The organism is Halorhodospira sp. 9621, assembly GCF_022228055.1.
GTDB classification, from domain to species: Bacteria; Pseudomonadota; Gammaproteobacteria; order Nitrococcales; family Halorhodospiraceae; genus Halorhodospira; species Halorhodospira halophila_A.
In genome coordinates this window covers 42,209-56,709 of record NZ_JAJNRD010000004.1, presented here as the reverse complement: position 1 = coordinate 56,709, position 14,501 = coordinate 42,209, and the positions used below count along the sequence as shown (strand labels likewise).

The following is a 14,501-nucleotide window of genomic DNA, read 5'->3' as shown; positions in this document are numbered from 1 at the left end:
GGCGCCTGCGCCCCGTCCCCATGAAGCGATTCCTGCGTACCCTTCTCTACACCACCGTCGCCCTGGTCGGTGTCGGCGCTGTCCTGGCCGCGGCGGCCGTGGCCTACGCCGTGTTCGTGCTCGCCCCGCAGCTGCCGGATGCCGAGTCGCTGCGCGACGTGCGCTTCCAGCAGCCGCTGCGTGTCGTCAGCGTCGAGGGTGAGCTCATCGCCGAGTACGGCGAGCAGCGGCGCCAGCCGGAGGATATCGACGATCTCCCCACCGATCTGCTGCTGGCGTTCATCGCCGCCGAGGACGACCGCTTCTACGAACACCCCGGGGTGGATTACCAGGGCCTTGCGCGTGCGGTCGGCCACGTGGTCCGCGAGCGTTCCTTCGGGCCCGGTGGTTCCACCATCACCATGCAGCTCGCGCGGAACTTCTTCCTTTCGCGCGAGGTGACCATCCTGCGCAAGGTCAACGAGATCCTCCTGGCGCTGCAGATCGAGCGGACGCTGTCCAAGGAGGAGATCCTCGAGCTCTACCTCAACAAGATCTACCTGGGCCATCGCGCCTACGGCGTGGCGGCGGCCGCGCAGGTCTACTACGGCAAGGACCCCGACGAGCTCGATCTGGCCCAGATGGCGATGATCGCCGGCCTGCCGAAGGCGCCCTCGGTAGCCAACCCCATCCGCAATCCGCAGCGGGCGCTCCAGAGGCGTGCCTACGTTCTCGGCCGGATGCTCAACGAGGGCTTCATCAGCCCGGAGCGCTATCAGGAGGCCATGGCTGCGCCGATCACCGCCGATTTGCACGCCCCGCGCAGCCGCGTGGACGCTCGCTACGTCGGTGAGATGGTGCGCCGGACCATGACCGAGCGCTACGGGCCCGAGGAGGCCTACACCGGTGGCTACACGGTCTACACCACCATCGAGAAGGACCGTCAGGACGCCGCCAACCGGGCCCTGCGCAGCGGCCTCCGCGATTACGACCGGCGCCACGGCTACCGGGGGCCGGAGGGCAGCGTTGAAGCGGAGCTGGTTGGCGATCCGGCGGCCATGGAGGAGGCACTGACCGCCCACCCGCCCTTCGGAGGCCTGCAGGCGGCCGTGGTGCTCGCCGTGGAGCCCGAGGCGGCGTGGGTCTGGCCGCGTGGCGGGCGCGTGCTACAGGTCGACTTCGAGACCATGGAGTGGGCGCGCCCCTACCGGGATGCCAACCGGCGCGGTCCCGCCCCGGAGGAGGCGGGCGACGTGGTGGAGGTCGGCGATATCGTGCGTGTCGCGCCGCGGGGCGAGGGGCGCGGTGCCCTCAGCGCCGTCCCCGATGTCTCCGGCGCGCTGGTGGCCCAGGACCCGATGGATGGCCGGGTGCGGGCGCTTGCCGGCGGCTTCGACTTCCGGCTCAGTTCCTTCAACCGGGCGGTGCAGGCGCGGCGGCAGACCGGTTCGGTGTTCAAGCCGTTCATCTACTCGGCGGCCCTCGAGAACGGCTACACGCCGGCCACCCTGGTCAACGATGCGCCGGTGGTCTTCCGGGACGATGCCCTAGAGAGCTACTGGCGGCCGGGCAACTACTCGGGCCGTTTCTACGGCCCCACCCGGCTGCGCGAGGCGCTGGTCTTCTCCCGCAACCTGGTCTCGATCCGGGTGCTGCGCGACGTCGGCATCGACCCGACCATCGCTCACGCCGCCCGCATCGGCTTCCCGGCGGAGAGCCTGCCGCGGGATCTCTCCCTGGCCCTGGGCAGCAACAGCGCCACCCCGCTGCAGATCTCCAGTGCCTTTGCGGCCTTTGCCAACGGCGGGTACCGCGTCATCCCCAATGTCATCGAGCGCGTCGAGGACGGCGCCGGCGAGGTGGTCTTCCGGCCGGATTTCCCGGAGGCGTGCGAGCTGTGTCGCGACGACCTGCCCATGGCCTCGGTCCCGGGCGAACGCATCGGCCTGTTCGATTTGCCGCCGCAGGCCGAGCGTGTCCTGCCCGAAGACAACGCATGGCTGATCAGCGACATGCTCTCCGATGTGGTGGAGCGCGGTACCGGCCGAGGGGCCCGGCGGGTGCTCGACCGCGAGGATCTGGCCGGCAAGACCGGCACCACCAACGACCTGCGCGATGCCTGGTTCGTGGGCTACAACCAGGACCTAGTGGCCACGGCGTGGATCGGCTTCGACGACCAGCGCAGCCTGGGCCGGGGCGAGACCGGCGCCACGGCCGCGCTGCCGATCTGGGCGCGGTTCATGTCGGTAGCCCTCGACGGGGTCGAGGAGCGCTCCGTTCCGCGCCCGGACGGTCTGGTCACGGTGCGCATCGATCCGGAGTCCGGGCGCGCGACGAGCTCCGAGAACCCAGAGGCAATTTTCGAGACCTTCCGCGAGGAGACCGTTCCGGTCCGCGAGGACCGCGATCGCCGGCAACGCGACGGCGAGCATTCGGAGCGGCAGCTCTTCTAGGCGGATGGCACCAGCAGACGGCCGGAGCAGGGGGGAAGCCATGGGACGCAGAAGTGCCAACCACCAGCGCGATCAGCGCATGCGGCTGAGCCTGATACGCGAGGCAGCGCGGCTGATGGCCGAGGACGGCGTACGTGATTACTACGCCGCCAAGCGCAAAGCGGCGGAGCGCCTGGGCGCCAGCGACACCCGTAACCTCCCCGGTAATCAGGAGATCCAGGAGGCGCTGCTGGAGTACCACGCCGTCTTCGGTGGCGAGGAGCACGAGGCCGCGCTGCGCCATCTGCGCCGGCGTGCCCTGGAGGCGATGGATTTCTTCGCCGACTTCCGCCCGCGGCTGGTGGGGCCGGTGCTCGCCGGAACCGCCGACGCCGAGTCGCCGGTGCAGCTGCACGTCTTCGCCGATACCCCCGAGACGGTTCTGATGTTCCTCATGGACCGGCGCATCCCCTTCGAGTCCGATGAGCGGCGCCTGCGCTTCGGCCGCGACGGGTGGTCCATCCAGCCGATGTTCCGCTTCCTGGCCGGAGATACCGAGGTGGAGCTGACCGTTTTCTCGGAGGCCGGCCTGCGCGAGCCGCCCCGCAGCGAGGTCCACGGCGGGGCGATGGAGCGCGCCGGCGTTGCTGAGGTGACCGCGCTGCTCGAGGCGGTGGTGGGCGAGGAGTAAGGGGGCGGGGGGGCCGGGGGGGGGGGGGGGGGGGGGGGGGCCGCCCGTTGCCGCCGGTGGCGGGGCAACGGGGGTCGAGCTCAATCCTTCCGGCGCTGATCGATGGGGACGTAATCTCGCCGCGCTGCGCCGGTGTAGAGCTGTCGCGGTCGCCCGATGCGCTGCTCCGGATCGGCGACCATCTCGTTCCACTGGGCCAGCCAGCCCGGCGTCCGGCCGAGGGCGAACATCACCGTAAAGAAGTCGGTGGGGATGCTCAGAGCCCGATAGATGATGCCCGAGTAGAAATCCACGTTCGGGTAGAGCTTGCGCTCGACGAAGTAGTCGTCCTGCAGTGCCCGCTCCTCAAGCTCCATAGCCAGCTCGAGCTGCGGGTCGTTCTCGATGCCCAGGTCGTTGAGGACCTCGTGGCAGGTCTTGCGGATGATCCGCGCCCGCGGGTCGAAATTCTTGTAGACCCGGTGCCCGAAGCCCATCAGGCGGAACGGGTCATCCTTGTCCTTGGCCTTTTCGATGTACTTCGGCACCTGGCTGATGTCGCCGATCTCGTGGAGCATGTTCAGCACCGCCTCGTTGGCGCCACCGTGGGCGGGGCCCCACAGGGCGGCGCAGCCGCAGGCGATGGAGGCGAACGGGTTGGTGCCGGTGGAGCTGGCCAGGCGGACCGTGGAGGTCGACGCGTTCTGCTCGTGATCAGCGTGGAGGATCAGCAGCTGATCCAGCGCCCGCGCGTGGATCGGATTGATCTCGTACGGCTCCGTGGGGCGCGAGAACAGCATGTTGAGCAGGTTCTCGGTGTAGTAGAGCCGGTTGAGCGGGTAGACGAAGGGCTCGCCCGCCATGTGCTTGTAGGCCGCGGCGGCGATGGTGGGCATCTTGGCCAGCACGCGGTGGCAGGTGAGCATCCGGTTGCGCGGGTCCCCGAGCTTGATGGCGTCGTGGTAGAAGGCCGACAGCGATGCCACCACGCCGGTGAGCATGGCCATGGGGTGCGCGTTGTAGTGGAAGCCGTCGAAGAAGTCCTTCAACGACTCGTTGATCATAGCGTGCTCGGTCACCGCCCGGTTGAACTGGTCCAGCTCATCCTTGGTGGGCAGCTCACCGTGGAGCAGCAGGTAGGAGACCTCGAGGAAGTTGCTGTTCTCGGCCAGATCCTCAATGGGGTAGCCGCGGTAGAGGAGCACCCCGTTCTCGCCGTCGATGAACGTGATGTCGCTGCGACAGCTCGCCGTCGAGGTGAAGCCGGCATCGTAGGTGAAGTATCCAAACTCTTTGTACAGGTTCTGGATATCGACGACGGCCGGCCCGTGCGTTCCCTCGCGGATGGGCATCTCGACACTGTGGCCGGTGGTGTTGTCGGTGACGGTGACGGTTTTCGACGTCATGATGCCCCTCCGCTGCTGCCCTGGATAACCGCGCTCGGCGCAGTCCGGGGGTTACTGGCTGGAGCTGCCCCGGGTCATGCCGAAGCGCTTGCGGAAGCGGTCGACCTGCCCACCAGAATGGACCACACGCTGCTTGCCGGTGAAGAACGGATGGCTCCGGCTGGAGACCTCGATCTTGACCAGCGGGTACTCGTTGCCGTCCTGCCAGGTGATGGTCTCGTCGGTCTGGACCGTGGAGCGGGTCAGGAAGGAAAAGTCCGTCGAGATGTCCTGGAAAACGACTTCGCGGTACTCGGGATGGATGTCTTTCTTCATGGTGACCCTCTGCGACGTTCAGCCGCGTTCTTGAGCATGTTAAACCGCGGATAGTAGCCGCCGCAGCATAGGGGGTCAAGATGGCCTGCCGGCGCGCCGCAACGCTTGACAGCGGGCGGGTCGCCGCCTAGATTCCACGTCACGTGTCAGCCACACGAGGAGACCGTCATGCCGGACGGTAACGGCAGTACGCCAAGCAACGACGTCGTACCGCGAACCAACGCCCGTCCCGGGGTGCCGGCCGACTGACGGAGTCTCTGCCGTCTCTCTGTCTCCGGTGCCGCGGGTCGGGCACCCGAACACTCAGGAGGCAGAGATGACCATCACCACCGAGCATCAAGACCATGGCCTCGGCGCACCGGCTCGCGCCGAGTATGCAGACCGCCTGCCCGCCGCCGCGGCACGGCGCATCGCACAGATGGCCCCGGCCGAGCGCCCGGCGGCGCTGCGCGCCATGCCGGACGGGGAGAGCCTGGCCACCTTCCTGGAGATGCGCCCCGCTGCGCAGGCGAGCGTGCTCGAGCACATGGACCGAGGCCCGGCCGCCCGCCTGGCCAACCGTCTGCCGTTCAATACGCTGGCCCGCGTGCTTGAGCGCCTGGATCCGGAGTGCCGCGACGAGGTCGTACGCAACCTCCGCCCGCTCAAGCGCAGCCGCGTCGAGACGGTGCTCTCCGGGCGTCTGCAGTAATCCGGCTCGCCGCTCTCGCGGGGGTGCCCCGTCGGGCACCCCCGCGCCGCGGCGCCTGGCTGCGTTTTGTCCTGGCCGTTTCCGGCCGCATAATCGGCCGGAAACCCGGGAGGAAAACCCATGTTCCAGGCGCCTGTATCCCGGCTGGCGACGGCATCCGTCCTGCTTGCAGCCTGCGGGGCCGCGGCGGCCGCGCTGGCCGGCCCCCTCTACCGCATCCAGCTCGTCGAACTCGACCTGGCCCTGGCGATGATCGCCGCCGGCTTCGCTGCCGGTGTGCTCGCCCTTGTCCCCGCCGGTGTCGGTTTCGCCTCCACCTTCGGTCTGCACGGCAAGCGCGGTCGCGGCCGGGCCCTGGCCGGCCTGGCCCTGGGGCTAGGGGTCGCGGTGGTCGCCGGGCCCAAGGTCTACGCCGCCGTCCTCGGTCCCAACCTTCACGATCTGGCCACCGACACCGATGACCCGCCCTCGTATCGGGCCCTCGCCCAGGCCCGAGAGCAGGCCGGCGGCGATCGAGCCTACCCTGGCGGAGAACTGGCCGAACGCCAGGCGGAGGCGCACCCGGATCTCGAGGCGCGCACTTACCCGCAGGATGTCTCGGCCATCCTCAGCGCCGCAGAGAGCGCGGCGCTGAGGCTGGAGTGGACCGTGGCGCGAACCGACATGCAGGGCGGGCTGGAGGCCACCGCACGCAGCTACTGGATGGGTGTCATCCACGATATCGTCGTCCGCGTCGAGGATACCGGTGATCACCGTCGCGTCGACGTGCGCGCCGCCACCCGCGGCGGCGAGGCGGACGTCGGCGGCAACGCCCGGCTGGTCCGCGCGTTCTACGACGAGCTGGAGGCCGAGCTGCAGAACTGAACGGGGCGTCGGTGAGCGGGTGATCAGCCTCACTGGGATGCGTTACTATCGCGGCTTATCCGCGGATCGCGAAGCTGAATAGGGAGACTTCCATGAGCGAACGGGTTCAAGTCGGTGGCCTGCAGGTGGCGCGTGAGCTCTACGACCTGGTGGCCAACGAGATGGTGCCTGGGACCGGCATCGACGCCGACACCGTCTGGGACGAGCTCGGCGGCATCGTCCGCGATCTGAGTCCGCGCAACCGTGAGCTGCTGGAGAAGCGCGAGACCCTGCAGCGGCAGATCGACGAGTGGCACCGCGAGCACCGCGGCCAATTCTCCGTGGCCGATCACAAGGCCTTCCTCGAGCAGATCGGCTACCTGGAACCCGAGACGGAGGAGTTCGAGATCACCACCACCGGGGTCGACCCGGAGGTCGCCACGGTGGCCGGGCCGCAGCTGGTGGTGCCGGTGGATAACGCGCGATTCGCACTCAACGCGGCCAACGCACGCTGGGGCAGCCTGTTCGATGCCCTCTACGGCACCGACATGATCCCCGAGAGTGACGGCCTGGCCAAAGGGAAGACGTACAACCCGGCCCGTGGCAAGCGCGTCATGGAGCTGGCCGCCGAAACCCTCGATGAGGTGGCCCCGCTGGCCCACGGCCTGCACGCCGATGTCACCGCCTACCGCCTGAGCGAGGCGAGCCCGCGCCAGCTGCTGATCACCCTGGCCGACGGCAGCGAGACGGAGCTGGCCGATCCCACCCGTCTTGTCGGCTTCACCGGTGAGCCGCAGCGGCCGGCGACCATCCTGCTGCGTCACAACGGCCTGCATGCCGAGATCGTCATCGACCCCAACGATCCGGTGGGCAAGGATCACCCGGCCGGCGTCAAGGACGTGGTCATGGAGTCGGCGCTAACCGCCATTCAGGATTGCGAGGACTCCGTGGCCGCGGTGGATGCCGAGGACAAGGTCCGTGTCTACCGCAACTGGCTGGGCCTGATGAAGGGCGATCTCGAGACCTCGGTCAGCAAGGGCGGGGAGGCCTTCACCCGGCGGCTCAACGCCGACCGCACCTACACCACGCCGGACGGCGGCTCCCTGACCCTGCCGGGGCGCTCGCTGATGCTGGTGCGTAACGTCGGCCACTTGATGACCACGCCGGCGGTGCTCGACGGCGACGGCAACGAGATCCCCGAGGGCATGCTGGACGCCATGATGACCGTCCTCTGCGCGGTCCACGACCTCAAGGGCCTGGGCCAAGTGCGCAACTCGAAGACCGGCAGCGTCTACATCGTCAAGCCGAAGATGCACGGTCCCGAGGAAGTGGCCCTGACGGTGAACCTGTTCGAGCGCGTCGAGGACGCCCTGGGCCTGGAGCGTGCCACCCTCAAGGTCGGCATCATGGATGAGGAGCGGCGGACCACGGTCAACCTGCGCGCCTGCATCAAGCAGGCCCGGGACCGGGTGATCTTCATCAACACCGGCTTCCTCGACCGCACCGGCGACGAGATCCACACCGCCATGGAGGCCGGCGCCGTGATCCGCAAGGCGGACATGAAGGGGGCATCCTTCATGACCACCTATGAGGACTGGAACGTCGATGTCGGCCTGGCCGCCGGGTTCAAGGGCCGGGCGCAGATCGGCAAGGGCATGTGGCCCAAGCCGGATAAGATGCGCGAGATGTTCGACACCAAGGCGGGCCACCCCAAGGCGGGTGCCAACTGCGCCTGGGTGCCGTCGCCGACGGCGGCGACCCTGCACGCCGTGCACTACCACGAGGTGGACGTCGCCGGCGTCCAGGCCGAGATTGCCCGCGCCGGCTGGCGTTCGGACCTGAACCGGATCCTCACCGTGCCGCTGGCGCCGAGCACCGACTGGAGCGAGGAGGAGATCCAGCAGGAGGTGGATAACAACTGCCAGGGCATCCTCGGCTATGTGGTGCGCTGGATCGACCAGGGCATCGGGTGCTCCAAGGTGCCGGACGTCAACAATGTCGGCCTGATGGAGGACCGCGCCACCCTGCGCATCTCCAGCCAGCACGTGGCCAACTGGCTCTACCACGGCGTGGTCAGCGAGGATCAGGTCATGGATAGCCTCCAGCGCATGGCCCGGGTCGTGGACGAGCAGAACGCCGGCGACCCGAACTACCGGCCCATGGCCGAGGATTTCGACGCCAGCGTCGCCTTCCAGGCGGCCTGCGACCTGGTCTTCAAGGGGCGGGAGCAGCCCTCCGGCTATACTGAGCCGGTGCTCCACCGCCGTCGGCAGGAGGCGAAGGCCAAGTACGCCTGATCCCGCCGCCTGAACGACATCCCGTGAACCGTGCCGGCGTCGGCAGCCTCCGGGCTGTCGGCGCCGTCTTGTCTCCGGAAGCATGACCGTGCGCGAACCGATCCGTATCCGCGGCGCCCGCCAGCACAACCTGCAGGGCCTCGATCTCGACCTCCCGGCCGGCGAGCTGATCGTCGTCACCGGGGTCTCCGGCTCCGGGAAGTCGTCGCTCGCCTTCGACACCGTCTACGCCGAGGGGCAGCGGCGCTACGTGGAGACCTTCTCGGCCTACGCCCGGCAATTCCTCGAGCGCATGGACCGGCCACAGGTCGAGCGTATCGACGGCGTCCCGCCGGCGATCGCCATCGATCAGGTCAATCCGGTGCGCACCTCGCGCTCCACCGTGGGCACGATGACGGAGCTCGCCGACCACCTGAAGCTGCTCTTCGCCCGCGCGGCGCAGCCCTACTGCAGCGGCTGCGGCCGCCCGGTGCGGCCGGATACGCCGCAGTCCATCGCCGACGAGCTCCTCGCCGGCGACGACACGGCGCCATGGCCGGCAGGTACCCGAGTGGCGGTGACCTTCTTCGTGGCCGTGCCTGCCAAGCTCGATCGGGAAGAGCTGCGACAGATGCTCTCCAGCCAGGGATACACGCGCATCTATGAGCGTGAGGGTGGTGTCGAGGTGGTTCAGGACCGGTTGCGCCTCGACGGGGCGCGCCGGGGGCGGCTGATCGAGGCGGTGGAGACGGCCCTCGACAAAGGGCGGGGTCGCTGCCAGGTCCGGGCCCTGGGCGAGGACCGTGAGCCGGCGGGCGAGCCGCGGCGCTACTCCGCCACCTTCCACTGCGCCGGGTGCGACCGCGACTACCCGCGGCCGACCTCAGAGCTCTTCTCCTTCAACTCCCCGGTCGGCGCGTGTGACACCTGCCGTGGGTTCGGCCGCAACATGGAGATCGACCCCGACCTGGTCATCCCGGATCCGGGCCTGAGCCTGGCCGGGGGCGCGATCAAACCGTTCCGCGGCGGTGCCTCGGTGGAGTGCCAGCGGGACCTGCTGCGCGCCGCCCGCCGGCGCGGGGTCGCCGAGGATGTGCCTTGGCGGGAGTTGGATGCGGCGGACCGGCAGTGGGTCTGGGACGGCGAGGATCGCTGGGGCCGTTCCGGCAAGTGGTACGGCGTGCGCGGCTACTTCGACTACCTCGAGCGCAAGAGCTACAAGATGCACGTGCGCGTGCAGCTCTCGCGCTACCGCACCTACCGCACCTGTCCGGACTGCCGGGGTGCGCGCTTGGTCCCGGAGGCCCTGGACTTCCGGCTCGGCGGACAGGCCGACGCCGACGCCGTCCTCGCCCCGGAGGAGCGCTTCCGGCCCCGCCACCTGGCGATGGGTGATGCGCTGCTGGCCGGGCTGCCGGGGCTGACCCTGCACGATCTGGCGACCCTGCCCCTGGCCCGCCTGCAGCGCTTCTTCGAGGAGCTGGAGCTGCCGCCGCCGCTGGACGAGGCGGCGGCTACGGTCCTCGACGAGATCCGCAGCCGGGTCGGCTACCTCAACGAGGTGGGCCTCGGTTACCTGACCCTGGACCGGCAGTCGCGCACCCTCTCCGGCGGCGAGGTGCAGCGGATCAACCTGACCACGGCGCTGGGCACTTCGCTGGTCAACACGCTCTTCGTCCTCGACGAGCCGTCCATCGGCCTGCATCCCCGGGATGTGGAGCGGCTGGTGGGGATCCTGCAGCGCCTGCGCGATGCGGGCAACTCGCTGCTGGTCGTCGAGCACGACCCGCAGGTGATGGCGGCCGCCGACCGGATCATCGATATGGGCCCGGGGCCCGGCGAGCGGGGCGGTCAGGTGGTCTTCAACGGTGCCCCGGCGGAGCTCTATGCGGCGGATTCGGCCACGGCGGACTACCTGACCGGCCGCCGGCGGGTCGCTCGGGGGCGGGATGGTGATGCGGCCGGTTGGGGGGGCGAAGAGGACATGCGCGGAGCGCGCCGCGCCGACGGATCAGCCCCGGAGGGCGCCCGCATGGATGCGGGCGCCGGCCGTGCGCGCAGGGACGCGCGCTCGGCCGGGCCCGGCGGCGCGGCGGAGAAGCGTAGCGCGTCCTCGCCGTCCCCCCGCCCGGCCGCAGCTGCAGACGGCCCCGCGCTGACCATTCGCGGCGCCCGTGCCCATAACCTGCAGGGGATCGACGTGGCCATCCCGCTGGGCGGTCTGGTCTGCCTGACCGGGGTCTCCGGCTCGGGCAAGTCGACCCTGGCCCAGGACGTCCTCTACCGGGGGCTGTTGCGCCAGCAGGGCGAGGCCGTCGAGGCGCCGGGCGAGCACGATGCCATCGATGGGGCCGAGGCGATCACCGAGGTCTCCCTGGTGGACCAGTCGCCCATCGGCAAGAGCGCGCGCTCCTGCCCGGTGAGTTACACCGGCGCCCTCGACCCGATCCGCAAACGCTTCGCCGCGGCGCCCCTGGCCCAGGAGCGGGGCTACACCGCCGGCGCCTTCAGCTTCAACGCCGGCAACGGGCGTTGCCCCACCTGCAAGGGCTCCGGCTTCGAGCACGTGGAGATGCAGTTCCTCTCCGACGTCTACCTGGCCTGTCCCGACTGCGACGGTCGGCGTTTTCGCGCCGAGGTGCTGGAGGTCCAGGTGGAGGGGACTGAGGGGCGACGTGCCTCCATCCACGACGTATTGCAGATGACCGCCGACGAGGCGGTGGCGTTCTTTGCCGACAGCCGCGAGGTGGTGCGCCGCCTGGAGCCGTTGCGCGCCGTGGGCCTGGGCTACCTGCGCCTGGGCCAGCCGGTGCCCACCCTCTCCGGCGGCGAGGCGCAGCGCCTCAAGCTCGCCGGGCACCTGGCCGAGCGCGGCAAGGGGCGGGGTAAGGGGGCCGAGCCGGGCACCGGCACCTTGCTGATCTTCGACGAGCCCACCACCGGGCTGCACTTCAGCGACTGCCAGGTCCTCCTCGACGCCTTCCAGCGGTTGGTGGACGCTGGCTACAGCCTGTTGGTCATCGAGCACAACCTGGATCTGATCGCCAACGCCGACTGGATCCTCGACCTCGGCCCGGAGGGCGGTGAGGGCGGCGGCCGGCTGCTGGCCAGTGGTACGCCGGTGCAGCTGGCGGCCTCCGCCACGGCGACCGGGCGTGCCCTGGCCGACTACGGCACCGGTCTGGAGGAGGACGCGGGGCCCCTGGCGCCCCCGGCCGTGGCCGAGGCGGCAGCGCCGTATGCCGTGGACGCTCCGGCCGCGATCGAGGTGCACCAGGCCCGCGAGCACAACCTGCGCAACATCGACGTGGCCATCCCCCGGGATCGATTGACCGTGGTCACCGGGGTGTCCGGCTCCGGGAAGTCGACCCTGGCCTTCGATATCCTCTTCGCCGAGGGCCAGCGCCGTTACCTGGAGTCGCTCAACGCCTACGCCCGACAGCTGGTGCAGCCGGCCTCGCGTCCGGACGTCGGCGCGGTGACCGGCATCCCGCCGGCGGTGGCCATCGAGCAGCGCACCAGCCGAGGCGGATACCGCTCCACGGTGGCGACACTCACCGAGATCTACCACTACCTGCGCCTGCTCTACCTGCGTCTCGGCGTGCAGTACTGCCCGGAGTGCCAGGTCGCCATCGAGGCGCAGACGCCGGAGGGCATCGCCGCGCGGTTGCTGCGCGAACACCGTGGGCAGCGGATGGCCTTCTACGCCCCCCTGGTGGTCGCGCGCAAGGGGATCTACAAGGAATTGGCGGCCTGGGCGGCCGGCCGCGGATACGAGCAGTTGCGTGTGGACGGTGAACTCCAGCCCACGGCGCAGTGGCCGCGGCTGGACCGCTACCGGGAGCACGACATCGATCTGCCCCTGGGCAGCATCGAGATCCGGGCCGATGCCGAGGCGGATCTGCGCGAGCGCCTCAAGGAGGCCCTGGATCACGGCAACGGGACCGTGCGCATCGCCCCGTTGGACGGCAGCGGCGCCGACGCCGAGCGGGTCTGGTCCACGCGCCGGGCCTGCCCGGCCTGCGGGCAGGGCTTCGCCGAGCCGGATCCGCGGCTGTTCTCGTTCAACGCCCGCCACGGCTGGTGCAGCGGCTGCCACGGCACCGGGCTGCTGGTCCGCGACCCGGACGAGGCCGAAGAGGCGGAGCTGGAGGCAGCCCGGGTCTGTCCGGCCTGCCAGGGCGGGCGGCTGAACCCCGTGGCCCGGGCCGTGCGCTTCCACGGCCGGAGCATCACCGAGGTGACCGCCGACTCCGTGGCCGAGCTCCGGCCCTGGCTCGAGGCGCTGACCCTCGACGAGCGCGAGACCGCCATCGGCGCAGACGTCATCGCCGAGATCGGCGCGCGGCTGGCCTTCCTGGAGCGGGTCGGGCTCGGCTACCTGTCGCTGGATCGCGCCGCGCCGACCCTCTCCGGCGGCGAGGCGCAGCGCATCCGCCTGGCGGCGAGCCTGGGTGCCGGCCTGCAGGGCGTCTGTTACGTGCTCGATGAGCCGACCATCGGCCTCCACGCCCGCGACAACGCCATGCTCCTCGGCGCTCTGCGCGAGCTGGCCGAGGCCGGCAACACCGTGGTGGTGGTCGAGCACGACGAGGAGACCATTCGCGCCGCCGGGCACCTGATCGACCTCGGCCCCGGTGCCGGCCGCCACGGCGGGCGTGTGGTCGCCGAGGGGGACCTGGCAGCCCTGACCGGCAACACCGAGTCGCTGACCGGCCGGGTCCTCGCCGAACCGCCGCGCCATCCCACGCGGGAGCGCCGCAGCCAGGAGGTGGCGGGGCAGCTTACGGTCACCGGCGCCCACCGCCACAACCTGCAGCGGGTGGATGTGGCGCTGCCGCTTGGTCGCCTGATCGGGGTCACCGGCGTCTCGGGCTCCGGCAAATCGAGCCTGGTCCGCGAGGTGATCGAGCCCAGCGTCCGTGCCCGGCTCGCCCGTAAGCGCGGCGCGGCCCTACCGGAGCCCACCGGGTGTCAGGCGCTGGCCGGCACCGAGCACCTGCGGCGGGTCCTGGAGGTGGATCAGACCCCCATCGGCCGTACCCCCCGCTCCTGCCCGGCGACCTACGTGGGGATCTGGGATCCCATCCGCCGGCTCTTTGCCGGCACGGAAGAGGCACGGCTGCGCGGCTGGAACGCGGCGCGCTTCTCTTTCAACACCAAGGGGGGGCGCTGTGAGGCGTGCAGTGGTCAGGGCGTAAAGACCGTGGAGATGAGCTTCCTGCCCGACGTGAAGGTCCCCTGCGAGGCGTGCGGCGGTACCCGGTTCGACGAGGAGACGCGCCAGGTCCGCTACGCCGGCCACAGCATCGACCAGGTGCTGGCGCTGAGCATCGAGGAGGCAGCGGGGTTCTTCAGCGCCCATCCGCGCATCCACCACGTCCTGCGTCTGCTCTGCGATGTGGGCCTGGGTTACCTGAGCCTGGGGCAGCCGAGCCCGACGCTCTCCGGCGGCGAGGCGCAGCGCCTGAAGCTGGTCACCGAGCTGGCCAAGGCCCGCCCGGTGGATGGCGGCCCGGCGCGGGGCAAGCAGGCGGCGCCGACGCTCTACCTGCTCGACGAGCCCACCGTGGGCCTGCACATCGCCGATGTGCAGCGGCTCACGGATGTCTTCCACGCCCTGGTTGATGCCGGCCACACGGTGGTGGTCATCGAGCACAACCTGGATGTGATCGCCGAGGCGGACCACGTCATCGACCTGGGCCCGGAGGGTGGGGACGCCGGCGGTCGTATCGTCGGGGCGGGCACGCCGGAGGCGGTGGCGGCAATGGAGACGCCCACCGGACAGGCCCTGCGGGCCTTCCTCGCCGAGCGGGGGGCGGGTACCGCCTAAGCGGTGCTTTCCCGGCGCTGCCGGGCCCGGCCGCAGGCGGCCGGCCCGGCAAGCCT

Annotated in this window: 8 protein-coding genes; 6 read left to right on the top strand and 2 right to left on the bottom strand. The window is 70.3% G+C overall.

Translation table 11 applies throughout. The features are described from left to right. Window positions 1-20: 20 nt before the first annotated feature. Both LRF89_RS03390 and LRF89_RS03385 read left to right on the top strand, forming a co-directional pair. Window positions 21-2,432 carry a penicillin-binding protein 1A gene (locus LRF89_RS03390; RefSeq protein ID WP_238634980.1) on the top strand — a complete coding sequence of 804 codons (2,412 nt, stop codon included), beginning with the start codon at window positions 21-23 and terminating at the stop codon, window positions 2,430-2,432. Window positions 2,433-2,472: 40 nt separating this feature from the next. Beyond that, window positions 2,473-3,102 carry a hypothetical protein gene (locus tag LRF89_RS03385; RefSeq protein ID WP_201173137.1) on the top strand — a complete coding sequence of 210 codons (630 nt, stop codon included), beginning with the start codon at window positions 2,473-2,475 and terminating at the stop codon, window positions 3,100-3,102. Between the two features lie 80 nt (window positions 3,103-3,182). Here LRF89_RS03385 and LRF89_RS03380 read toward each other — a convergent pair whose 3' ends face one another. Next, entirely contained in the window at window positions 3,183-4,487 is a 1,305-nt protein-coding gene (locus tag LRF89_RS03380) for a citrate synthase (protein WP_201173135.1), read from the bottom strand. Between the two features lie 51 nt (window positions 4,488-4,538). After that, window positions 4,539-4,802: a type B 50S ribosomal protein L31 gene (locus LRF89_RS03375; RefSeq protein ID WP_201243097.1), complete on the bottom strand. Its 264-nt coding sequence runs from the start codon at window positions 4,800-4,802 to the stop codon at window positions 4,539-4,541. A gap of 316 nt (window positions 4,803-5,118) precedes the next feature. Between LRF89_RS03375 and LRF89_RS03370 the strand changes: the two genes are divergently transcribed. The 4 genes from LRF89_RS03370 (at window position 5,119) to LRF89_RS03355 (ending at window position 14,445) form a co-directional block, all read left to right on the top strand. After that, entirely contained in the window at window positions 5,119-5,493 is a 375-nt protein-coding gene (locus LRF89_RS03370) for a magnesium transporter MgtE N-terminal domain-containing protein (protein WP_201173112.1), read from the top strand. A gap of 120 nt (window positions 5,494-5,613) precedes the next feature. Then, window positions 5,614-6,357, top strand: coding sequence for a DUF1499 domain-containing protein (locus LRF89_RS03365; protein WP_201173110.1), 744 nt, complete (start codon window positions 5,614-5,616; stop codon window positions 6,355-6,357). 92 nt (window positions 6,358-6,449) lie between these two features. Further along, window positions 6,450-8,633: a malate synthase G gene (locus tag LRF89_RS03360; protein ID WP_201243096.1), complete on the top strand. Its 2,184-nt coding sequence runs from the start codon at window positions 6,450-6,452 to the stop codon at window positions 8,631-8,633. 88 nt (window positions 8,634-8,721) lie between these two features. Beyond that, window positions 8,722-14,445, top strand: a complete 5,724-nt coding sequence (locus LRF89_RS03355; protein ID WP_443134958.1) for an excinuclease ABC subunit UvrA — start codon at window positions 8,722-8,724, stop codon at window positions 14,443-14,445. Window positions 14,446-14,501: the final 56 nt, after the last annotated feature.

Coding starts and splice junctions, on each gene's coding strand:
- LRF89_RS03385 (WP_201173137.1), top strand. CDS start 2,473: ATGGGACGCAGAAGTGCCAACCACCAGCGCGATCAGCGCATGCGGCTG.
- LRF89_RS03390 (WP_238634980.1), top strand. CDS start 21: ATGAAGCGATTCCTGCGTACCCTTCTCTACACCACCGTCGCCCTGGTC.
- LRF89_RS03375 (WP_201243097.1), bottom strand. CDS start 4,802: ATGAAGAAAGACATCCATCCCGAGTACCGCGAAGTCGTTTTCCAGGAC.
- LRF89_RS03380 (WP_201173135.1), bottom strand. CDS start 4,487: ATGACGTCGAAAACCGTCACCGTCACCGACAACACCACCGGCCACAGT.
- LRF89_RS03360 (WP_201243096.1), top strand. CDS start 6,450: ATGAGCGAACGGGTTCAAGTCGGTGGCCTGCAGGTGGCGCGTGAGCTC.
- LRF89_RS03370 (WP_201173112.1), top strand. CDS start 5,119: ATGACCATCACCACCGAGCATCAAGACCATGGCCTCGGCGCACCGGCT.
- LRF89_RS03365 (WP_201173110.1), top strand. CDS start 5,614: ATGTTCCAGGCGCCTGTATCCCGGCTGGCGACGGCATCCGTCCTGCTT.